The organism is Halomonas alimentaria, from assembly GCF_009902005.1.
Lineage (GTDB): Bacteria > Pseudomonadota > Gammaproteobacteria > Pseudomonadales > Halomonadaceae > Halomonas > Halomonas alimentaria.
The window spans coordinates 3,000,081-3,020,075 of sequence record NZ_WUTT01000001.1 but is presented as its reverse complement, the minus strand read 5'-3'; the positions used below and the strand labels follow the sequence as shown (position 1 = coordinate 3,020,075).

At 69.2% G+C, this 19,995-nt stretch carries 21 protein-coding genes, 1 tRNA gene and 1 riboswitch; of the genes, 7 read left to right on the top strand and 15 right to left on the bottom strand.

Annotated features, from left to right (window positions below):
• The first annotated feature begins 1 nt into the window (after position 1).
• From bioF to GRB96_RS14225, 7 genes are all read left to right on the top strand, one after another.
• On the top strand, positions 2-1,177 hold the full coding sequence (gene bioF / locus GRB96_RS14255; protein WP_161432741.1) for an 8-amino-7-oxononanoate synthase: 1,176 nt from the start codon (positions 2-4) through the stop codon (positions 1,175-1,177).
• The gene (locus GRB96_RS14250) at positions 1,174-1,929 is read left to right on the top strand and encodes an alpha/beta fold hydrolase (RefSeq protein ID WP_161432740.1); all 756 of its coding nucleotides are present in this window, start codon (positions 1,174-1,176) and stop codon (positions 1,927-1,929) included. Before bioF ends, GRB96_RS14250 begins: the two co-directional genes overlap by 4 nt.
• Positions 1,926-2,723, top strand: a complete 798-nt coding sequence (locus tag GRB96_RS14245) for a methyltransferase domain-containing protein (protein ID WP_161432739.1) — start codon at positions 1,926-1,928, stop codon at positions 2,721-2,723. Before GRB96_RS14250 ends, GRB96_RS14245 begins: the two co-directional genes overlap by 4 nt.
• Position 2,724: 1 nt before the next feature.
• Positions 2,725-3,426, top strand: a complete 702-nt coding sequence (gene bioD / locus GRB96_RS14240; protein ID WP_161432738.1) for a dethiobiotin synthase — start codon at positions 2,725-2,727, stop codon at positions 3,424-3,426.
• A gap of 43 nt (positions 3,427-3,469) precedes the next feature.
• Positions 3,470-3,554 (top strand) — tRNA-Leu (locus GRB96_RS14235).
• Positions 3,555-3,675: 121 nt separating this feature from the next.
• Positions 3,676-4,956, top strand: coding sequence for an adenosylmethionine--8-amino-7-oxononanoate transaminase (gene bioA, locus GRB96_RS14230; RefSeq protein ID WP_161432737.1), 1,281 nt, complete (start codon positions 3,676-3,678; stop codon positions 4,954-4,956).
• Positions 4,957-4,990: 34 nt separating this feature from the next.
• The gene (locus GRB96_RS14225) at positions 4,991-5,983 is read left to right on the top strand and encodes a hypothetical protein (protein ID WP_240894181.1); all 993 of its coding nucleotides are present in this window, start codon (positions 4,991-4,993) and stop codon (positions 5,981-5,983) included.
• A gap of 22 nt (positions 5,984-6,005) precedes the next feature.
• Here the strand turns inward: GRB96_RS14225 and GRB96_RS14220 are convergent, their stop codons facing one another.
• The 15 genes from GRB96_RS14220 to cobT form a co-directional block, all read right to left on the bottom strand.
• Positions 6,006-7,457 (bottom strand): cobyric acid synthase, encoded by a 1,452-nt coding sequence (locus GRB96_RS14220; protein ID WP_161432736.1) that lies wholly within the window; start codon positions 7,455-7,457, stop codon positions 6,006-6,008.
• On the bottom strand, positions 7,445-8,152 hold the full coding sequence (gene bluB / locus GRB96_RS14215) for a 5,6-dimethylbenzimidazole synthase (protein ID WP_161432735.1): 708 nt from the start codon (positions 8,150-8,152) through the stop codon (positions 7,445-7,447). Before bluB ends, GRB96_RS14220 begins: the two co-directional genes overlap by 13 nt.
• Positions 8,149-8,754, bottom strand: coding sequence for a cob(I)yrinic acid a,c-diamide adenosyltransferase (cobO, locus tag GRB96_RS14210; RefSeq protein WP_161432734.1), 606 nt, complete (start codon positions 8,752-8,754; stop codon positions 8,149-8,151). Before cobO ends, bluB begins: the two co-directional genes overlap by 4 nt.
• Positions 8,755-8,758: 4 nt before the next feature.
• Positions 8,759-9,526: an ABC transporter ATP-binding protein gene (locus tag GRB96_RS14205; RefSeq protein WP_161432733.1), complete on the bottom strand. Its 768-nt coding sequence runs from the start codon at positions 9,524-9,526 to the stop codon at positions 8,759-8,761.
• Positions 9,526-10,494 (bottom strand): iron chelate uptake ABC transporter family permease subunit, encoded by a 969-nt coding sequence (locus GRB96_RS14200; protein WP_161432732.1) that lies wholly within the window; start codon positions 10,492-10,494, stop codon positions 9,526-9,528. The genes GRB96_RS14205 and GRB96_RS14200 overlap by 1 nt, the downstream gene beginning before the upstream one ends.
• The gene (locus tag GRB96_RS14195; protein WP_161432731.1) at positions 10,491-11,399 is read right to left on the bottom strand and encodes a cobalamin-binding protein; all 909 of its coding nucleotides are present in this window, start codon (positions 11,397-11,399) and stop codon (positions 10,491-10,493) included. The genes GRB96_RS14200 and GRB96_RS14195 overlap by 4 nt, the downstream gene beginning before the upstream one ends.
• Entirely contained in the window at positions 11,399-13,258 is a 1,860-nt protein-coding gene (locus GRB96_RS14190) for a TonB-dependent receptor domain-containing protein (RefSeq protein WP_161432730.1), read from the bottom strand. Before GRB96_RS14190 ends, GRB96_RS14195 begins: the two co-directional genes overlap by 1 nt.
• Before the next feature lie 128 nt (positions 13,259-13,386).
• Positions 13,387-13,622, bottom strand: a riboswitch (cobalamin riboswitch).
• A gap of 57 nt (positions 13,623-13,679) precedes the next feature.
• Positions 13,680-14,096: a bifunctional adenosylcobinamide kinase/adenosylcobinamide-phosphate guanylyltransferase gene (locus tag GRB96_RS14185; RefSeq protein WP_161432729.1), complete on the bottom strand. Its 417-nt coding sequence runs from the start codon at positions 14,094-14,096 to the stop codon at positions 13,680-13,682.
• Entirely contained in the window at positions 14,051-14,683 is a 633-nt protein-coding gene (locus tag GRB96_RS14180) for a histidine phosphatase family protein (RefSeq protein WP_161432728.1), read from the bottom strand. The genes GRB96_RS14185 and GRB96_RS14180 overlap by 46 nt, the downstream gene beginning before the upstream one ends.
• Positions 14,635-15,390 carry an adenosylcobinamide-GDP ribazoletransferase gene (gene cobS / locus GRB96_RS14175; RefSeq protein WP_161432727.1) on the bottom strand — a complete coding sequence of 252 codons (756 nt, stop codon included), beginning with the start codon at positions 15,388-15,390 and terminating at the stop codon, positions 14,635-14,637. Before cobS ends, GRB96_RS14180 begins: the two co-directional genes overlap by 49 nt.
• Positions 15,387-15,959 carry a bifunctional adenosylcobinamide kinase/adenosylcobinamide-phosphate guanylyltransferase gene (locus tag GRB96_RS14170; protein WP_161432726.1) on the bottom strand — a complete coding sequence of 191 codons (573 nt, stop codon included), beginning with the start codon at positions 15,957-15,959 and terminating at the stop codon, positions 15,387-15,389. The genes cobS and GRB96_RS14170 overlap by 4 nt, the downstream gene beginning before the upstream one ends.
• Positions 15,956-17,119 carry a threonine-phosphate decarboxylase CobD gene (cobD, locus tag GRB96_RS14165; RefSeq protein WP_161432725.1) on the bottom strand — a complete coding sequence of 388 codons (1,164 nt, stop codon included), beginning with the start codon at positions 17,117-17,119 and terminating at the stop codon, positions 15,956-15,958. The genes GRB96_RS14170 and cobD overlap by 4 nt, the downstream gene beginning before the upstream one ends.
• Positions 17,116-18,105: an adenosylcobinamide-phosphate synthase CbiB gene (gene cbiB / locus GRB96_RS14160; RefSeq protein ID WP_161432724.1), complete on the bottom strand. Its 990-nt coding sequence runs from the start codon at positions 18,103-18,105 to the stop codon at positions 17,116-17,118. Before cbiB ends, cobD begins: the two co-directional genes overlap by 4 nt.
• Positions 18,098-18,802 carry an adenosylcobinamide amidohydrolase gene (locus GRB96_RS14155; protein WP_161432723.1) on the bottom strand — a complete coding sequence of 235 codons (705 nt, stop codon included), beginning with the start codon at positions 18,800-18,802 and terminating at the stop codon, positions 18,098-18,100. The genes cbiB and GRB96_RS14155 overlap by 8 nt, the downstream gene beginning before the upstream one ends.
• A complete protein-coding gene (gene cobT / locus GRB96_RS14150; protein WP_161432722.1) occupies positions 18,799-19,845 on the bottom strand; it encodes a nicotinate-nucleotide--dimethylbenzimidazole phosphoribosyltransferase in 1,047 nt (348 codons plus the stop codon). The genes GRB96_RS14155 and cobT overlap by 4 nt, the downstream gene beginning before the upstream one ends.
• Between the last annotated feature and the right edge of the window lie 150 nt (positions 19,846-19,995).

Below are 19,995 nucleotides of genomic sequence, written 5' to 3'. Positions count from 1 at the left end.
AATGGCCGTCCACGACTGGGCAGACCGGCTCGCCGCACGCACCCAGGCCCGCCGATCGGCGGGCCTGTGGCGACACCGCCACATCGGGCAGCCAACAAGCGCGCTGTGCGACTTCGCCGGTAACGACTACCTGGGCCTGGCACGGGACCCGCGCCTTGCCGAGGCGATGGCCGAGGGTGCCAGGCGCCATGGTGCCGGGGCCCGTGCCTCGCACCTGGTCAATGGCCACCTCGCGGTTCACGAGGCACTCGAGGGCCGCCTTGCCGATCTCACCGGTCGCCCACGGGCGCTACTCTTCTCCACCGGCTACATGGCCAACCTGGGCGTACTGCAGGCGCTCTGCGACGAGGAGACCCGGGTCTTCCAGGATCGCCTCAACCACGCCTCACTGATCGATGGCGCCCGACTTGCCGGTGCCCGTTCGCGACGCTTCCATCATGCTGATCTGGCCGACCTCGACCGGCTGCTGGAGCGCAGCGCGACAGGGGCCCTGCGGCTGGTGGTGAGCGACGGCGTCTTCAGCATGGATGGCGACATCGCCGACATCCCCGGGCTTGCCACGACGGCGCGCCGCCACGGGGCCTGGTTGATGATCGACGATGCCCACGGCCTGGGTGTACTCGGCGAGCGCGGCGATGGCAGCGTCGGCCACACCCACGGCATGGACGAGGTGCCGGTGCTGGTGGGCACGCTCGGCAAGGCGCTGGGCACCGCCGGCGCCTTCGTGGCAGGAAGCGAGGCACTGGTCGAGCACCTGGTCCAGTTCGCCCGCCCCTACATCTACACCACGGCCCAGCCGCCGGGAGTGGCGGCGGCCACGCTCGCCGCGCTGGAGATCCTTGCCTCCGAGCCGCAACGCCGCACCCGGCTGCACGCGCTGATCGCCCGCTTTCGCCGCGAGGCGGCGACGCTGGGGCTGCCACTGATGGCCAGTTCCACGCCGATCCAGCCGGTGGTGCTGGGCGATGATGCAACGGTCATGGCCTGGGCCGCACACCTCGCCGAGCGCGGCATCCAGGTGGGCGCCATCCGCGAGCCCACGGTGCCACGCGGCCAGGCGCGACTGCGCATCACCCTCTCCGCCGCCCATACCGACGACGACCTGAACGCCCTGCTCGAGGGCCTGGCCGACTGCTGGGCCCGGCACACCGTAACCGGTGGAGAGATGCTGACATGACCCGCCTGGTGCTGCTTTCCGGCTGGGGGGTCGACACCCGAGTCTGGCGGCCACTGGCGCGCCACTGGCCGGCGGGAGTCACCATCGCTGCGCCCGACTGGCCGGGGTATGGCGGCCGGCCGCCGTTGGCATCCCCCACCGACCTCGACGCCCTGGCCGCCACCATGGCCGATGAGCTTCACCCCGATGCGGTCTGGGTGGGCTGGTCGCTGGGTGGGCTGCTGGCGGCCAGCCTGCTCAGGCGCCTGCCGACAAGCCTGGTACCGCCCCGAGGACTGATCCTGCTGGGCATGGGTCCGACCTTCTGCCACCCCGGAGGCGTCGGCTCGCGGGAACTGGCCGCCTTCCATCACGCCTTCGCCCGTGATCCCGCAGCCGCCCTGGCCCACTTCCGACGCTGGATGCTCGGCGGCGAAACATCCCCTGGCGACACCCACCGCCTCCTGCGCGACCTTCTCCATGACGACCCGAGCCCCGACGCAGCGAGTCTCGCCGCGGGCCTCCACTGGCTGGCCACCCTGGATATCGGCGACACCCTGGCCGCACCACCCTGTCCGGTGCGCACCCTGGCCGGCGCTGACGACCCGCTGCTGGCCGAGACGCTGCGCCAGGGTGCTGACAGGCGCATCCACGGCGCCGGCCATTGCCCGATGCTCTCGCGCCCCGCTGAGCTGGCCGAGGGCCTGGTCGTGCTGACCCGTGAGTGTCTTACCAATGGCGCTAGCTCACGCCCGGAGGGTACCCACGCATGAACACGCCTGCCCTGCCCCATGCGGCAACAAGCGACGACTGGCAGCGCCGCGTGGCCCACGCCTTCTCGCGTGCCGCCGACAACTACGAACGCCTGGCGACGGCCCAGCAGGCCATGGGAGAGACACTCTGGGCCCGACTCCCGCCCAGGGCGGCGTCGGTGCTCGACCTTGGCTGCGGCCCGGGCCAGTGGAGCCAGCGACTGGCCGAGCACTTCGCTCCCGATGCCCGCATCGTGGGCCTGGATCTCGCCCGGGGGATGCTGGAGGTCGCCCGTCGTGATCACGACGACCGGGTGCAGTGGGTGTGTGGCAATGCCACCGCCCTGCCACTTGCCGATGGCCGCCTGGAACTGGTGTTCTCCAACCTCGCCCTGCAATGGTGCCCCGACCTCGATGCCGTGATGGCGGAACTGCATCGCGTGCTGCGCCCCGGTGGCCAAGCGCTGATCAATACCCTGGGGCCAGGCACCCTTGCCGAGGTCAGTCACGCCTGGCAACGCCCCGGTCACCCCGCTGCCCTGCTCGACTTTCGCCAGCGCGAGCGATACCTGGAGGCGGCGCACCTGGCCGGCTTCCGCCGTGTGGCGGTGGCTGCCAGCCGGCCACGTTTCCACTATGTCGACCTGGCCGCGGTGATGGCCTCCATCAAGGGCATCGGCGCCCAGGTCTCGCGCCCTGCGGGACACCTGACTCGCGCCGACCTCGCTCGCGCCAGGCGGCGGTACGAGTCCCTGCGCGAACCCACAGGGCTGCCTGTCACCTACCACCTGCTGACGCTGGAGCTCGTTCGCTGAGATGCCCGCCTACTTCGTGACCGGTACGGACACCGATGCCGGCAAGACCCTGATCACCTCCGGCCTGCTGGCCCTGGCCCGCCGCCGGGAGCTATCCACCCTGGGACTCAAGCCCGTCGCCTCGGGCAGCGAGTCAACCGCCGAAGGGCCGCGTAACCCCGATGCCCTGGCGCTGCAGGCCCAGAGCCATCCGCCGGTGCCCTATGCCACCGTCAATCCCCATGCCTTCCTGCCGGCCATCGCCCCTCACCTGGCCGCACGCGAGGCGGGTGTGAGCGTGACGCTCGAGACCCTGGCCGCGAGTGTCCGTGGCGGGCTGAACCTGGGGCGCGAGCTGACCCTGGTGGAGGGCGCCGGCGGCTGGCGGGTGCCGCTGAACGACCACGAGGACCTCGCCGGCCTGGCCATGGCACTGAGTCTGCCGGTGATACTGGTGGTGGGACTACGCCTGGGCTGCATCAGCCATGCACGACTCACCTGTGATGCCATCGCCGCGGATAGGCTGCACCTGGCCGGCTGGGTCGGTTGCCTGGTGGACCCGGCATTCGCTGCCGACGAGGCGCCCTATCGCGACAACCTGGCGACTCTGGCGAGAACCCTCGACGCCCCCTGCCTGGGCGTCGTGCCGCACCTGCCGGCCGGCGATCCGCAAACCCTGGCCGCGTCCGCCGCGGATCACCTGGAGCTGCCCGATGGCGATTGACTTGCCGGAAGGCGTCCGTAAAATACAACACCTGCCTACCCTTGCGGATGTGGTGGAATTGGTAGACACGCCAGGTTTAGGTCCTGGTGCCTTCGGGCGTGGAGGTTCAAGTCCTCTCATCCGCACCATCTCAGTTTCCCGTTACGACCTCTCCTGCTTGCGACGCGATATTGTCCGTCATCTCCAACAAGATGGGCGGCGCCTTGGCATGTCCGTCATTTGCCCCCCTCACGACCACGGAGCCAGCCGATGCCTTCCTTGCTGAGTCCATCCCCTGTCTGGCATCCCTATGCCCACCTCAAGACCCAACGGCCGGCACCCAGGGTGGTCGGCGGAGAAGGGGCAAGCTTCACCCTGGAAGGCGGCGAGACGCTGCTCGACGCCACCTGCTCCTGGTGGTGCATGATCCATGGCTATCGCCACCCGCGGCTGGTGCGCGCCATCCAGCAGCAGGCCAACACGCTCTGCCACGTGATGCTCGGCGGCCTCACCCACGAGCCCGCCGATCGGCTGGCCCGGGAACTGGTGCGCATCACGCCGGCGGGGCTCGACCACGTCTTCTTCTCCGACAGCGGCTCGGTGGGCATGGAGGTGGCCATGAAGATGGCCGTGCAGTACCACCAGCTGCACGGCCGGCCCGGCAAGCACCGACTGCTCTCGCTGATGAAGGCCTACCACGGCGATACCGCCGGCTGCATGGCGGTGTGCGACCCCGAGGAGGGGATGCACTCGCTGTTTGCCGGCTACCTGCCGCGCCACCACTTCGCCCCGGCGCCCACCGCCCCCTTCGATGCCGAGCCCGATGCGGTGGAGCAGGACCTCGCCGCCCTGCGCGTGGTGCTGGAACGCCACCACCACGAGATCGCCGCCCTGCTGATGGAACCGCTGCTGCAGGCCGCCGGCGGGCTCAACATGACCTCGCCCCAGTATCTGCGTGGAGCTCGGAAGCTGTGCGACGAATTTGACGTGCTGCTGGTCTTCGACGAGGTGGCCACCGGCTTCGGACGGACCGGGCGGATGTTCGCCGCCGACCATGCCGATGTCACGCCCGATGTCATGGTGCTCTCCAAGGGGCTTACCGGCGGCTATCTCGGCCACGCCGCGACGCTGGCTACCGGCCGGGTGCATGATGCCTTCGTCGGCGACTCCCCCCTGCATGCCTTCATGCACGGCCCCACCTTCATGGGCAACCCGCTGGCCTGCGCCGTGGCCCTGGAGAGCCTGGCGGTGTTCGAGGAGGAGGACTACCTGGGCCGCATCGCCGCGCTCAACGAGGTACTACACAACGAGCTGCTCGACGACACACGCCTGGCCGAACACCCGGCAATCACGGACATACGCGTGCTGGGTGCCACCGCGGTGATCGAGACCCATGACGCGGCGGACCTCGTCGGAGTGGATGACTGGGCACGGGAGCGAGGCGTCTGGCTGCGCCCCATCGGCCGCTGGCTCTACACCATGCCGGCCTATATCACTTCGGCACAGGAAATGCGCCGAATTACCGAGGTCATGAAGGGCTGGTTCGGATAGACTGCCGTAAACGAATTCACGCGAGATCCTAGAGATGCGAAAGACGCTCATCGCCCTTGCCGCATCGTTGAGCCTGATGCCCCATGCCCAGGCCGACATTCAGATGCCCCATGACGATAGCGACCTGCCCGAATGGGCGGAAAAGCGTATCGGCCCCTTTCAGGCCACCATGACCGACTGGGTGGATGGCACGTCCCGCAGCATCGACAGCTTCTTCGGTACCACCGACGCCCTTACCGTGGACTCCGACTCCTACCTGCGCATTAGCCAGGAGCTCGCCTGGAAGGAGGGCGAGGAGTTCGATCAGGACCTGGGCGCCCGATTCCGTCTCGACCTGCCCACCACCGAGGAGCGCCTGCGCCTGATCATCGAGAGTGAGCCGGATGAGACTCGTGGCACCCTCGGCGAACAGGAGTCCTCGCTGACCGATGACCGCGTCGACAGCATCGAGGACGTGCTGGTGGGGCTGCGCCGCCTGGGGGACGGCGACAGGACCCGGGAGTGGGACACCGAGCTGGGCGCTGGCGTGAAGGTGCGCCTGCCCCTCGACCCTTACGCCCGTGTCACCACCCAGCGGCTCTGGACCCTGGACGACGGCCCCTGGCAGCTGCATAGCGACAACCGCCTTTCCTGGTTCAACGAGGATGGCTACTCGGCGCGCACCCGCTGGGACCTGGGCCGCCCGGTAGACGAGAAGCGCCACCTGCGCTTCATCAGCAACGTGCAGTGGCGCGAGACGGAAGACACCCTGGAGTTCAGCCAGGCCGCCGAGCTCAACCAGCGCATCAACAACCGCAGCGTGCTGCGCTACTCCGCGGTGGTGCTGGGCGAGAGCCTCTCCCACACCACCATCGAGGACAGTTACCTGCAGCTACGTTTCCGCCGCGACATCCACAAGGGCTTCACCTTCCTCGACGTCGCCCCGGCCCTGCACTTCCCTCGTGAGGTCGACCGTGACCCGCGCTGGGCACTCACCCTGCGCGTGGAGATGTACTTCCGCCGCTTCATCGACCGGGTCACGCTGTAGCCCGCTCACGAGACGCCTGGCGTTAACACCGCAACAACCGCTGAATAGCGGACATATCAAGATGCGCTTCCAGGGCATCGGCCAGTCGATCGAGCTCCGCCTGGCGGTGGGCGGCCAGGTCCACCGCCTCGCCTGCCTCCTCCAGCCCGCAGCGGGCCAGCAGTGCCGCACCGGCCGCGGGCTGATCGAAAAGGCCATGCAGGTAGGTGCCCAGCACCCGGCCGTCGTCGCTCACTGCCCCGTCCGGGCGCCCCACCAGCTCGCACAGGGGGCGCTCGAGCGCCGGCCCCGTGGTAACGCCGTTGTGGATCTCGTAGCCGGCGATCGGCACGCCCTCGGGCAGCAGGCGTCCGCTCACGTTGCGCAGCTGTTTGCCGGCCACCATGCGGGTCTCCATCTCGAGCAGCCCCAGCCCCGGCGCCGAGCCGGCCGCCCCCTCCAGCCCCGCGGGGTCGTGGATCCAGTCGCCCAGCATCTGGAAACCACCACAGATCCCCAGCAGCTTGCCACCATAACGTAGATGGCGGCGGATGGCCGCCTCCCAGCCCTGGGCGCGCAGCCAGGCGAGATCCGCGCGGGTGCTCTTGCTGCCCGGCAGGATGATCAGGTCGGCCGGCGGAATGGGCCGATCCGGCCCCACGAAGGTGAGCGCCACCCGCGGGTGCAGGCGCAGTGGATCGAAGTCGTTGTGGTTGCTGATGCGCGGCAGCGCCAGCACCACCACGCGCAGCGACGGTTCCCCCTGGCTCCTGCTCTCCAAGCCCAGGCTGTCCTCGGCGTCCAGCACCAGCCCCTGCAGGTAGGGCAAGGTGCCCAGCACCGGCTTGCCGGTGTACTCATCCAGCCAGTCCAACCCCGGCTGCAGCAGCGCCATATCGCCGCGGAATCGGTTGATGATAACGCCCCGGGTGCGTGCCCGCTCGCTCTCGCTAAGCAGCTCGAGTGTGCCCACCAGCTGGGCGAAGACGCCGCCGCGGTCGATATCCCCCACCAGCAGCACCGGGCAATCCACCGCCTCGGCGAAGCCCATGTTGGCGATATCGTTCTCGCGCAGGTTGACCTCCGCCGGGCTGCCCGCCCCCTCGGCGATGATCACCTCATAACGGCTCGACAGCGCCTCCCAGGCCGCCAGCATGGAGGCCTTCGCCTCGCGCTTGTAGGCGTGGTAGTCCAGGGCATCCATATGGCCATGCACCTGGCCACGCAGGATCACCTGGGCACCGCGGTCGCTCTCCGGCTTGAGCAGCACCGGGTTCATATCGCTATGCGGCTCGATGCCGGCCGCCAGCGCCTGCAGCGCCGTGGAGCGTCCGATCTCGCCGCCATCCACCGTCACCGCGCTGTTCAGCGCCATGTTCTGCGGCTTGAACGGGGCGACCGACACCCCACGACGATGGAGCGCGCGGCACAACGCGGCCACCACCGTGCTCTTGCCCGCATCCGAGGTGGTGCCCTGGATCATCAGGGTCGGCATGAGTCCCCCAGTGCCTGGCGAAGCTCGTCATCGGTGACCCCTCGCCCCCAGCCATTAGCATGCACCAGCTCGGCCAGCGGCAGCCGCTGACGCCAGCCCTTGCGGGCCAGCTCCGGCTCGCCCAGAAACTCGCTGACATAGCCGATACATAGATAGGCCAGTGGGTAGACCTGCTCCGGCAGGCCCAGCACCGTGGCCAGCTCGCCCTGGTCGAGGATGCTGACCCAGCCCACGCCGATGCCTTCCGCCCGGGCCGCCAGCCAGAGGTTCTGGACGGCCAGGCAGGTACTGAACAGGTCCATGTCGACGATGCTAGTGCGGCCCAGCACTGGGCCGTCGCCCCGGCGGCGATCGCAGGTAATGCAGAGATTGAGAGGGCTATCGAGAATGCCCTCGAGCTTCAGGCTACGATAGCGCTGCTGCCGCTCACCCGAGAACTGCCTGGCACCCTTCTCGTTTTCCCGGATAAAGATATCGTGCACCTGCCGACGCACCTCTAGGCTGTCGATCACCAGGAAATCCCAGGGCTGCATGAAGCCCACCGAGGGGGCGTGATGCGCGGCTTCCAGCAATCGCGCCAGCACCGCCGGCGGGATGGGGTCGGGCAAGAATTGAGAACGCACGTCCCGGCGCTCGTGGATGGCGCGATAGACACCGGCCCGCTGTGCCTCGGAGAAGGCGTGCTCGAAGCTCATAGCTCGACGCCCTTCTGAGCCCTCACTCCCTGATCCTTGAAGGCGTGCTTGACCACTTTCATCTCGGTGACGGTGTCGGCCAGTTCGATCAGCGCTTCGGGGGCGTGGCGCCCGGTGACGATGGCGTGCTGCATGGCCGGGCGGGTCTGGAGGTCGTCCAGCACCCGGTCGAGGTCGAGGTAACCGTGGCGCAGGGCGATATTGAGCTCGTCGAGCAGCACCATATCGAAGTGCTCGTCGCCGAGCATGCGCCGGGCCACCTCCCAGGCCGCCTCGGCGGTCTGGATGTCCCGCTCACGGTCCTGGGTGTCCCAGGTGTAGCCCTCGCCCATTACGTGGTACTCCACGTTCGGCAGCTGGCGGAAGAAGGCCTCCTCGCCGGTACTGAAGGCGCCCTTGATAAACTGCACCACACCCACCTGCATGCCGTGGCCGAGGGCGCGTGCCAGCATGCCGAAGCCGGAGCTGCTCTTGCCCTTGCCGGGGCCGGTGAGCACCAGCAGCACGCCCTGCTCCTTGTCGGCCTTGGCGATGCGCTCATGCATGATCTTCTGCTTGTGGGCCATGCGCTCGGCATGGCGCTGGGGATCGACTTTTTTCATTTGATTACCTCACAGGTACAAAAACCGGGGCACCGTCGACCCAGGCGGTGGCCAGGCGCTGGCCGTATAAACGCTCCAGGACCTCGGGCACCAGCATCGCTTCCGCCGGGCCCCAGCACGCCTCGCCATCCGGGTAGAGCAGCAGTAGGTGGTCGCACCAGCGCGCGGCCAGGTTGAGGTCATGCAGGCACATCAGTACGGCGCAGCCCTCGGCGGCCTGCTCGGCCAGCAGGGCCATCACCCCCGCCTGGTGATGCAGGTCGAGATGGTTGGTGGGCTCGTCGGCCAGCCAGATGGCCGGTGCCTGGGTCAGCACGGTGGCGATGGCCAGGCGCTGGCGCTCGCCCCCGGAGAGGGTGCTGACCAGGCGCTCGGCGAGATGCGCGACATCGAGGCGCTCCAGCGCGGCCTCGGCCAGGCGCAGCTCCTCGGCGCCCTCCATCTGCCAGGGCGACAGATACGGGTGGCGGCCGATCAGCGCGGTTTCGCGCACAGTGGCGGGGAAGCCGTCGTGGCGCTCCTGGAATATCAGCCCCAGTTGGCGCGCCACCTGACGCCGCTTGAGCGCGGCGAGCGGGCGGCCGTCGAGGCGCACCTCGCCACGGCGCGGCGCGCGTAGCCCGGCCAGGGTATGCAACAGGGTGGTCTTGCCGGCGCCATTGGGGCCCAACACGCCCCACATCTGGCCTGGCTCCACGCAGACGCCAAGGGCCCGCCCGGCGGGGCGTCCCGGCACATCGATCACCAGCTCCCGGGCCTCGAGTCGACGCATCACTGACTCCGATAGAGCAGATAGAGGAAGGTGGGCACCCCGAGCAGTGCGGTGATCACCCCCACCGGCAACTGCTCCGGGGCGATCATGATCCGCGCCAGGGTATCCGCCAGCAGCAGCAGGGTGCCGCCGGCCAGGGCACAGGCGGGCAGGATCAGGCGCTGGTCGTTGCCCAGCAGCAGGCGCAGCATGTGCGGCACCACCAGCCCCACGAAGCCGATGCTGCCGGCGGTGGTCACCGCCATGGCGGTGAGGGCGCTGGCGGCCAGGTAGAGACCCCACTCCAGGCGCCGCACCGAGACCCCCAGGGCAGCGGCCTGCATGGCCCCCCGGGCCAGCACGTTGAGGTTACGCCCCAGCGGCACCGCCAGCAGACAGACTATCGCTAGCAGCACCAGCGGCGGCCAGGGGGTGCCGGCGTAGGACAGATCGCCCATCAGCCAGTAGAGCATGCCGGGCAGGCGGTCGGCGGGGCTCACTGCCAGCATCAGGGTGATCACCGCTCCCCAGCCGGCGGCCACCACCACCCCGGTGAGCAACAGTCGCGCCGGGGTCCAACCGCCGCGCCCGTGGGCCAGGCCGAACACCAGCAGGGTCGAGACCAGCGCCCCGACGAAGGCCGAGCCCGAGACCAACACACTGCCTAGCCCCGCCAGCATGGCCATCAGGGCCCCCACCGAGGCACCTCCGGAGAGCCCCAGCACATAGGGGTCGGCCAAGGGGTTGCGCAGCAGCACCTGCATCAGGGCGCCGGCCACAGCGAGCAGCCCGCCCACCGCGAAGGCGGCAAGCGAGCGCGGCAGGCGCAGCTCAAGGATCAGGGTGCGGGAGAGCGCCTCGCCCTGCCCTCCCAGGGCCGCCAGGATCTCGTCCGGCGGCAGGGTCACACTGCCCAGCGCCACCGACAGCACCAGGGCCGCCAGCGCGGACAGGGCCAGGGCGCCGAGGGGGCGGATCAACGCCGTCACGAGCCCAGTGCTCCCCGCCGCTCGCGGGCCCGCTCCAGCTTCTCGCAGAACAGTCGGCTACCCTCCAGTAGCCGCGGCGTGGGCCGCTGGATCAGCGACGGCGGCACGAAGAAGAGGTTATCCCGCGCCACCGCGGTGAGCTGCGGATAGCGTGTCCAGTGGTCCAACCAATCGCGGTTCTCCTCGCCCATGCCGCCGGCCAGGATCGCCTCGGGATCGGCGGCCAGCACCGCCTCCTCGCCGGGACGCGGCACCAGCCGCGGAAGCGCCCCGAAGACGTTGACGCCACCGCACAGGCGCAGCACCTGGCCGATCAGGTGGTCGTCATTGATCGTCATCAAGGGCTCGTCCCACACCTGATAGAAGACCCGCACCGGCGCGGCCTCGGCGTAGCGGGCGGCGAGTGCCGCCATGCCGTCGCGAAACTCACCGGCCACCCGATCACCTTCCGCTTCGGTATCGGCGAGTATCGCCAGGCGCTCGATGGCGCCGGACACGCCTTCGAAGGAGCGCGGCTCGATATAGAAGACCGGCAGCCCCAAGGCCTCGAGGCGCTCCAGCTGCTCGGGTGGGTTGCCGGTGACCCAGCCGATCACCAGGTCCGGCCGCAGGGTGACGAGCCGCTCCAGGTCGAGGCGGGTATGGCTCCCGACCGAGGCGACCTCGCGGGCCTCGGGCGGATAGTCGCTGTAGGCCACCACGGCGACGACCTTCTCGCCGGCGCCGGCGGCGTAGACCAGTTCGGTGGCCCCTGGCGACAGGGCGGCGATACGCTGCGCCGGGGCCGCCAGGCATACCTCTCGGTCGGTATCGTCGACGGCGCACACCTCGGCGCTGGCCGGAGCTGCCACACTCAGCAGCAGCACCAGGCCGGTCAGGAGTAATCGAGAAATCCGTATCGTCATCACTGCCCGAAGTGCACGCTAAGGAAGGCGCTACGACCGGCGTTGATGTAGTCATCGCCGTCGAAGAACTTGGCTGTAGTGTACTCCTTGTCCAGGGCGTTCTCGACGGTCAGGCGAGCCGACCACATCGGCGCGAATTCCCAACCCGCACGTAGATTAAGCAGGCCAAAGCCACCCAGGCGGTTCTGGTTGGCGGCATCGTCGTAGCGATGGTTCTGGGCAACCCAGGAGCCGCCCAGTGACCACTCGCCCAGTTCGCGGTCGACATCGAAACGCAAGCTCTGGCTGGCACGGCGCGGCAGCCGATTACCTGTTGAGCGATCTTCAGGGTCGGTATAAGTCAGCGCCGTTGAGAGGGTCCAATCATCGATTTCAGCACCGGCACTTAGCTCCATGCCGCGGATGCGCGTGGTAGGCACGTTTATCGTCGGCTCTCCCATTTGTTGCCAGGAAATCAGGTTATCGATATCGGTCTGATAGAGCGCTGCATCCCAGAACCAGCGCGCATATTGACCCCGTACCCCAAGCTCCACCGTTTCGGAAGTCTCCGCTTCCAGATCGGGATTACCAAATCCCGGCCAATAGAGATCGTTGAAAGTGGGAGCCTTGAAGGCCGTACCGTAACTGGCCCGCAGCGTATGGTGAGTATCCAGGTCATAACCCAGCGCCAAGCTGCCTGTGACCTCTTCACCGTAAGACTCGTTGTCGTCGAAACGCAGACTGGCCTGGACGGCGACAGGAGAGAAATCGAGCAACGCCTGGCTGAAAACGGCCTTGTTATCGCGATCCTCTATATCATAAGGACCATCCCAGGGTGTGCTCCCGGTGGTACTACCGGCCACGCTATCGTTCATGTACTCCGCGCCAATGATAAGTTCATGTGCCCCAGCGCTAAGCGTGTTTTCCCAGCGGGCCGTGCGCGTCTGCGTATCGAGGATGGAGTCATAGGCATGGTTGACACTTTCATCACGCGCTTCGCTAAGCGTCAAGCGGCTGCGCCAGCTTCCGGTAATCGGCAGCTCACCATAGATACCCGCCACCTGCTGCACATAGTCCGTCGTGGCCAGCGAGCCACTCTCGTCATACTCGGTGGTACCACGCGCCCTAAGCGCCAATACCCCCAGTTCCGCGCCGCTATCCAGCGTATGCGACATGCGCGCCAGCGCCGAGGTGTTGTCGTAGCCCATATCATCTCCGCCACGGCGTACCGGCTCGCCGTCGGTATCGAAGCGGCTGGCGGCGAAATGGTACCGCGTGCCGCCTTCGGCACCGGAAAGGCTGGCGCTATAGCGCTGGGTATCGAAGGAGCCGCCGCCGAAGGAGATACGCGGTGCGGGCTCACCGCCGCCTTCCGGCGTAAACAGCTGCACCACCCCACCCATGGCATCGGCGCCATACAGGCTGCCACGCGGGCCGCGGACGATCTCGGCCCGCTGGAACATGCGCGGATCGAGGAACTGCCACGCCGGGCCGCCAAGAGTCGCGGAGCGCAGGCGAATGCCATCGATCATCAGCAGGCTCTGGTTATTCGAAGTGCCGCGAATATAGACGCTACTGCTCTTGCCGAAGCTGCCATTGGAGGTGACGTCCACCCCGGGCTGACCGCGCAGCAAATCAGTGATGCTGGTGGGGTCCTGGCGGCGCAGGGTGGCCTCTTCCAGCAGCGTTACCGAGGAGAGGCTCTCGTCGGAAGTGCGCGGCGCTAGCGCAGCGGTGACCACCAGGGGGGTGAGCCTCTGAGGGGTGTCATCGCCGTCGTCCGATGCGTTCTGGGCCTGGGCGGTATGGGAGATGACGGCCAGCGGCAGGGTGGCCAGGGCGAAGGCGGCCAGGCCACGTGAGGGGTAAGCGATAGTCATGGATGTCCCTTGCTTGTCGTACCAACCCGTACGATGCGGGTCTATTCTGGGCCGAGGCGAGGGGGGACATCAGGCGAGAGTGCGGCCAGGCGAGTGGCAACTGCCCTGCCCGAGACCGCCCTCCGCGGTTCGGCATGCGCTCTCCGGCCGGTCTCCGGGCTGACGAGCGAAGGCCTCTCACTGGCCTTCAAGACGACCGCCTTCCCGTGCCTTGGCACAGTGGCTGTTTGGCCGCTTCTATCTCGATCACCGTTGCGGGGGCAGCGTCGGAATGGCGGACTCTCGGCAAGAGCACCGCGCACCGACTTCCCGTTTCACCCCGGCGCTGTGATACGCCTGGGGCACCTGAGAGTGCGCGTAAGCTAGCAAGGCGCGGCAGCGCGGTCAACGCCGGAGGTTAGAAGGCACACTCAAAAATCTTTTATTTCAGCTGCTTGCAGAGGCCATGACGCATATACCAGGCCGTCCGGCTACGCTCGACCGCGGCCTGGGCCAGCCAGCCGTTATGGTCCCGCAGGCGCCGCGCCGCCGGGTCCATGGGTACGATGCCACGCCCCATCTCGTCGAGGATCAGCACCGCTTCGCAGGGCGCCGCGACGAGGCCATCAAGCAGCCTCAACCAGGTCTCCCTCAGGGCATCGTCGTCCGGGATCTCGGCAAGGGCGGCCGAGAGCCAGGAGGCGAGGCCGTCGACCACCAGCACATCCCGCCCCGCGTGTCCGACCAGGCACTCCTCGGCGCCCTCCCCCTTCACCAACCGGTGCCAACCGGCACGGGGGAAGCGCTCCGCCGCTAGCCGGCGTCGACCCGAATAGGCACCACCGATGACGCTCTGCATCGCCACTCCCCCTCCTGGTTGTCGAACTCGAAACGGCGGCCCTGGGCCTGACCCACCACACCTTCCCAGAAGTCGCTGCCTTCCAGGCGCCGCCGAAGCTCACGAATCCCCCCGCCGTGGCTCACCGCCAGTACCCGGCGGTGCCCCCGCTCGGCGGCCTGAAGGAGCACCTCCCCAAGCCAGGCCTCCAGGCGCGTCCAGAGCGCCTCAGCGGACTCGCCACCGGGAGGCGCCTGCTCACCGGCGCTGTCGATCCAGGCCCGATAGCGGGCGTCCTCCTTGAGCGCTTCCCAGGTGCGCCCCTCGTAATCGCCAAAATCAAGCTCGCGCAGCCGCGAATCGAAGAGCGCCGCCGCCTCCCACGCCGGCAACACATGCATCAGGGTCTGGCGGCAGCGGATCAAGTCGCTGCAGTGCACAGCGTCGAAGGCCTCGTCCGACAGGTGGTCGCGAAGCCGATCCATATCCGCCAGCGCATCGGGCAGCAGCAACGGGATATCGCGCTGGCCCTGATAGCGTCGCTCGAGATTCCAGGCGGTCACGCCGTGGCGAACCACCACCAGCTCCAGGCGCTGAGCAGCACCCATAGTTCTCCTCCCTCGATAGCGGCACCCACGATATCGCCGTTGATGCCGGTAAAGGCCCGCACCATGGCCAGGCCATACAGAAACAGAAAGACGCAGAGGGCGCCGAGCAGCCAGGCGCCGCCAGGCACGAAGCCGAAGAAGGGCAGCAACGGCAGCAGCGCCAGCCCCAGATCCCGCCGCGCCAGGTGCTGGCGCCAGGTCCAGGCAAGCCCCTCGCGCCGTGCCAGGGGGGCCAGACGCAGCAGCAGCAGCGCCCCGAAGCGCGAAAGCGCCGGCAGCATCAGCCACAGCCAGGGGCTCGCTCCCGCCTCGAGCAGGGCCAAGATCAGCGCCCCCTTCCAAGCCAACAGGAAGACCAGGGCCAGGATCGCGAAACTGCCCACCTGGCTGTCCTTCATGATTGCCCAGCGCCGCTCCAGGGGGGCATTGCTGCCCAGGGCGTCGGCGATATCCATGACCCCGTCCAGGTGCAGTCCCCCGGAGAGCGCCACCCAGAGGCTGAGCAGCGCCAGCGCCAGCAACGGGCTGGGCAGCCCCTGCCCCAGCATGGCCAGCCCTGCCAGAAGCGCGCCAATCAGCAGGCCCACCAAGGGATAGCAGCGCAGCGCCCATCGGCAGGTGGCGGCATTCCAGGGGCAGACGATGGGCAGCGGAATTCGGGTCAGGAACTGCAGCGCCAGCACCAGTCCGTAGAGGGCGTTGTTCATCGACGCGTCTCCACGTCTCGCTCCCCGGAGGGCTGCCTGTCGATGGCTTTCCATTCGAGAGCCATGCCCGCCACCACCTCGATCACCCGATCCGCTTCTCGGGCCAGCTGGCGGTGCAGCCGCTGGAGGAAGGCCAGGTAGCGCCAGGTCTCCGCGTCGGTTGGGGGAATATCTTCATTGAGGTCGTTGGAGACCACCACCAGGGCGATATCGCGTGCTCGGGCCACCTCGATCACCCGGGCCAACAGCGCCTCCCCCTCCGCCTCGCGGCCGCCACCGGCGTAGAGCCACTGGCTGGCCCAGAGGGTCAGGCAATCCAGCAGGACGGTGTTGCCCACGCCCACTTCGGCCAGGGCGGAGTCCAGCGCCAGCGGCACCTCCAGGGTGTGCCAGCCGGCCCCGCGCTCCTGGCGGTGGCGGGCGATGCGCGCGGCCATCTCGGCGTCCGCGGCCCGCGCCGTGGCGAGATAGACGAGTTCTCCGCCGCCGGCGGCCTGCCACTGGCGGGCCAGGCCCTCGGCGTGGCGGCTCTTGCCGGAACGCGCCCCGCCGCTGACAAAGGCGATCATGACGCGCCCTCCTCGCCACTATCCGCCAACGCGCCGACCAGGGCCGCCAGCAGGCGCTCGTTATCCTCGGCATCGCGCAGCGCCAGGCGCAACCAGCCGCCGTCGAGGCCCGCAAAGGATTCGGTGTGACGCGCCAGCACGCCGCGGCGCAACAATGCCGGCAACAGCGCCCGGGTCGCCTCGCACCCTTGTTCACCCGATCCGGGGTGGCGCACCAGGAAGAAGTTGGCCCGGCTCGGCACCACCTCAAGGCCCAGGGCCTCGAGCCCCGCCTGCAGACTGGGCCGCTCGGCGGCGAGCCAGCCCTGGGTGCGCCGGGCGAAGTCACGGTCGGCCAGCAGGGGCCCCACCAGGGCCGCGGCCAGGGCATTGACGCTCCAGGCGGGCTGGCAGGAGCGGGCCGCCGCCACCGCCTCGGGTGCACCCAGCAGATAGCCCAGCCGCAGCCCCGGCAGGGTGAAGTGCTTGGTCATCGAGCGCAGCAGCACGAGGTGCGGATGGTCGGCGAGCAGCGGCGTCAGCGACTCCCGGGGGTCCCCGATGAAGTCCACGAAGGCCTCGTCCACCACCAGCCGACAGCCTCGCGCCGCGGTCAGGGCGAGCAGGCGCTCCACGTCGGCCTTGGGTACCAGGGTGGCGGTGGGGTTGTTGGGGCGGCAGAGCCACAGCAGCCGTGTATCACCCAGCCCCGCGGCAATGGCCTCGACATCGAGGCGAAAGTCCGGGGGTGCCAGAGGGAGCCTCTGCACCGGCAGCCCGTGGGCCGCGCAGGCCCGGGCGTACTCGGCGAAGGTGGGCTCGATGATGGCCGCCGGCACCCCGGGCCGTTCGCGGGCCTGCAGGGCGGCGGCCAGGAAGATCGCCTCGGCGCCGCCGTTGGTCAGCAGCACCTGCTCCGTGGCCAGCCCCTCGTGGGCGGCGATGGCCGCGTGTGCCTCGGCGTAGCCGGGGTCGGGGTAGCGCGCGAGCGTCTCGGGCTCGGCGAGCCGGGCCGTCAACCACCCGGGAAGCCAGGCCGGCGGCCCAAGTGGATTGAGGTTGGCGCTCACATCCAGCACCGGGGCCTCCTCGGCCAGGCCGAAGCGCGCCAACAGGGGGCCGGGCTGGCCGCCGTGCAGGGGCCAGCCAGGGGAGGTGGATCTCGAGTCTCGTGCCCTCACGATATTGTCTCTCCAAGCAGCACCGTCGCCGCCAGCAGGATGAGGAAGACCAGCCAGCCACCGTGCATCAGGCGAATCGCCGCACCGATATGGGCCTGGCCCAGCGGCTCCCGAGGCGTACCCAGGCGGGCGCGCTCGGAGATCTCGCCGCGGTAGCGGTTGGTGCCGCCGAGCTGGACCTCCAGCAGGTTGGCCACCATGGCCTCGGGCCAGCCGCTGTTGGGGCTCGGGTGCCGGGGCGCCTCGCGGCGAGTGGCGGCCAGGGCACTGCGGGTATGGAGGGCCTGCCGACCAACCGCCAGGCAACAGGCACCCAGCCACAGGGTCAGGGCGGTGAGCCTGGCCGGCAGCCAGTTGGCGGCGTCATCCAGGCGCGCCGAGGCCCGGCCGAAGTCGCGGTAGCGCTCGCTGCGGTAGCCCACCATGGAGTCCAGGGTGTTGACCGCCTTGTAGGCCACCGCCAGCGGGGCGCCCCCCAGCATAGCGAAGAGGAGCGGCGCGGTGATGCCGTCCACCGTGTTCTCGGCCACGGTCTCCACCGCCCCGCGGGTCACCTCCCCCTCGTCCAGCCCCTCGGTGTCGCGGCCGACGATCAGGGAGAGCGCCCGACGCGCCGCGGGCAGGTCGCCCCGGGCCAGCGGTGCGGCCACCGAGAGGGCGGCGTCGCGCAGGCCGCGAATGGCCAGGCAGCTGGCCAGCAGCCACCCCTCCGCCAGCCAGCCCAGCCAGGGGTGCAGGTTCGCCAGCAGGGCGATGGCGACCCAGGCCAGCAGGGCGCTGCCCGCCACCACCAGGGCGGTCATCAGCGCGCCGCGGATTCGGCGCGCCCGGGGCGAGCCATGGTTCCAGGCGCGCTCCAATAGGGCGATCACCGCCCCCATGCCCACCACCGGATGGGGCAGCCGGCGCGGATCGCCGATGGCCAGGTCCAGGACCACGGCGGCCAGCACCAGGGCCAGCAGCGCAGGCGACAGCGGCTCAGCCATGGGTGCCCTCCTCCATCGCCTGGCGCCGCCGCCACTCCCGGGAGGCCAGCAGCGAGGCGCGGGTGGCCCGATAAACCGCCCGGCCCAGCTCGCGACCGAGCCGTGTTCCCGAACCGGCATAGGGGGTCACCTCGCCCACTTGCGTCGCGGCAACGGCCAGGCAATCGGTGGAAGTGCCGCTGGCCGGCGTGCCGCTATGGGGGTCCAGCACCCCGAGGGAGTGCAGGGCGCGCACCTTGGCCTCGCTGGCCGACAGGCAGGCGTTGACCAGGCCGCCGTCGGTGAGGTGGCCATCGATCAGGAGCAGGGTATTGATGGTGCCTACCGGCCGAGGATCCCCGGCCAGAGGGGCGGCGATATCCACGGCATTGCCGGCCCCGGCGGTCACCGCCGCCAGCACCCCCTGCCCCGCCTCCACGTGCAGGTGTTCAAGGCGCACCGCGGTCATCATGGCCAGGCTCTCGCCCGCCGGCAGCCGTCGCGCCGCCAGCCAGTCGGCGAGATCCGCCGCCGGCGCGCCCCCGGCGTACCCCTTGTCCACGTGGAAATTGCAGAAGTGCCGCCGCCAGCCGAAGCCGCCGCCCACCAGGGCGCTACTCAGGGTCCAGAGCGGGCGCGAGGCGGCCAGGTGCACCCAGTCGGCGGTGACGTCGAGGGTGATTCCCGGGCCGAAGGCGAGACGTTGTTCCGACGTCACGGCGCGGTGTCGATGCCGATAGCGTCGAAGGTGGCCATCTCGGCCGGCACACGACAGGCCGCTTCCAGTAGCGGGTAGGCCAGGGCCGCGCCGGTGCCCTCCCCCAGGCACAGCTCGAGGTCGAGCAGCGGCTGGGCATCGAGGGCTGCCAGGGCATGAGTGTGGCCCGGCTCGCGGGAGCGGTGTCCGAAGATCAGATAGTCGCGGGTGTCGGCTCCCAGTCGACAGGCCACCAGCGCGGCCACCGTGGCGATGAAGCCGTCCACCAGCAGCGGCACCCGGCGAGCCGCTCCGCCCAGGTAGGCGCCGGTCATGGCGGCGATCTCGAGTCCCCCAAGCTTGGCGAGCACGTCCAAGGGGTCGTCACGATCCGGCGCACGGGCGGCAAGGGCGCGTTCGATGACCGCCTGCTTGTGGGCAAGGCGTTCGGCCGGAAGGCCGGTACCGCTGCCGATCAGGCCGGCCACCGGCGCCTCGCTGAGCGTGGCGAGCAGGGCGCTGCTCGCCGTGGTATTGGCGATGCCCATCTCGCCGATGATCAGGCAGCGGCAGCCGGCATCGACGGCCCGCTCGGCGGCGCGGATGCCCGCCTCGATGGCCGACACCGCCTGATCGCGATGCATGGCATCCGTCTCGACCATGTTGGCGGTGCCATGGCGCACCTTCTCATCCACGACGCCCTGGCCGGGCAGCGTGGCAGCCACCCCCACGTCGATCACCTCGAGGCGTGCCCCGAGCTGGCGGGCGAAGACGTTGATCGCCGCCCCGCCGGCCACGAAGTTGGCCACCATCTGTGCGGTGACCTCCTGGGGAAAGGCCGAGACACCCTCGGCGGCTACCCCATGGTCGGCAGCGAAGACCAGCATCCCTGGGGGCGAGACCCGGGGAGAGGCCTCGCCGGAGATCGCCGCCAGCGTCACGGCCAGCGTTTCCAGGCGCCCCAGGCTGCCAGGTGGCTTGGTGAGGTTATCCAGATGCAACGCCATACGGTGGCCGGCGGCGTGATCGGCGGGGGTCAGGGCGGCAAGGGTGTCGGCGAGCATAGCGGGAGATCCAGCGGGATGGTGGCTAACGAAATGGCGCCATGATAGCAGCTCTCGGCCGGGACATTGTTCCGCCGATGCTGGGCAAGACCATGATACGCCTGGGAGAAAAGCCGGCCGGGATCAAGGCCGCGCGTCTCCCGCCCCGCA

Excerpts from the sequence above, each read along its gene's own strand:
- GRB96_RS14220 (WP_161432736.1), bottom strand. The coding sequence starts at position 7,457 with ATGCCGACCCTGATGATCCAGGGCACCACCTCGGATGCGGGCAAGAGC.
- GRB96_RS14180 (WP_161432728.1), bottom strand. The coding sequence starts at position 14,683 with ATGGGTGCTGCTCAGCGCCTGGAGCTGGTGGTGGTTCGCCACGGCGTG.
- GRB96_RS14170 (WP_161432726.1), bottom strand. The coding sequence starts at position 15,959 with ATGATCGCCTTTGTCAGCGGCGGGGCGCGTTCCGGCAAGAGCCGCCAC.
- bioA (WP_161432737.1), top strand. The coding sequence starts at position 3,676 with ATGCCTTCCTTGCTGAGTCCATCCCCTGTCTGGCATCCCTATGCCCAC.
- GRB96_RS14195 (WP_161432731.1), bottom strand. The coding sequence starts at position 11,399 with ATGACGATACGGATTTCTCGATTACTCCTGACCGGCCTGGTGCTGCTG.
- cobO (WP_161432734.1), bottom strand. The coding sequence starts at position 8,754 with ATGAAAAAAGTCGATCCCCAGCGCCATGCCGAGCGCATGGCCCACAAG.
- cobS (WP_161432727.1), bottom strand. The coding sequence starts at position 15,390 with ATGAACAACGCCCTCTACGGACTGGTGCTGGCGCTGCAGTTCCTGACC.
- GRB96_RS14190 (WP_161432730.1), bottom strand. The coding sequence starts at position 13,258 with ATGACTATCGCTTACCCCTCACGTGGCCTGGCCGCCTTCGCCCTGGCC.
- GRB96_RS14245 (WP_161432739.1), top strand. The coding sequence starts at position 1,926 with ATGAACACGCCTGCCCTGCCCCATGCGGCAACAAGCGACGACTGGCAG.
- bioD (WP_161432738.1), top strand. The coding sequence starts at position 2,725 with ATGCCCGCCTACTTCGTGACCGGTACGGACACCGATGCCGGCAAGACC.
- GRB96_RS14185 (WP_161432729.1), bottom strand. The coding sequence starts at position 14,096 with ATGCAGAGCGTCATCGGTGGTGCCTATTCGGGTCGACGCCGGCTAGCG.
- cobT (WP_161432722.1), bottom strand. The coding sequence starts at position 19,845 with ATGCTCGCCGACACCCTTGCCGCCCTGACCCCCGCCGATCACGCCGCC.
- GRB96_RS14250 (WP_161432740.1), top strand. The coding sequence starts at position 1,174 with ATGACCCGCCTGGTGCTGCTTTCCGGCTGGGGGGTCGACACCCGAGTC.
- bioF (WP_161432741.1), top strand. The coding sequence starts at position 2 with ATGGCCGTCCACGACTGGGCAGACCGGCTCGCCGCACGCACCCAGGCC.
- bluB (WP_161432735.1), bottom strand. The coding sequence starts at position 8,152 with ATGAGCTTCGAGCACGCCTTCTCCGAGGCACAGCGGGCCGGTGTCTAT.
- cbiB (WP_161432724.1), bottom strand. The coding sequence starts at position 18,105 with ATGGCTGAGCCGCTGTCGCCTGCGCTGCTGGCCCTGGTGCTGGCCGCC.
- GRB96_RS14225 (WP_240894181.1), top strand. The coding sequence starts at position 4,991 with ATGCGAAAGACGCTCATCGCCCTTGCCGCATCGTTGAGCCTGATGCCC.
- GRB96_RS14205 (WP_161432733.1), bottom strand. The coding sequence starts at position 9,526 with ATGCGTCGACTCGAGGCCCGGGAGCTGGTGATCGATGTGCCGGGACGC.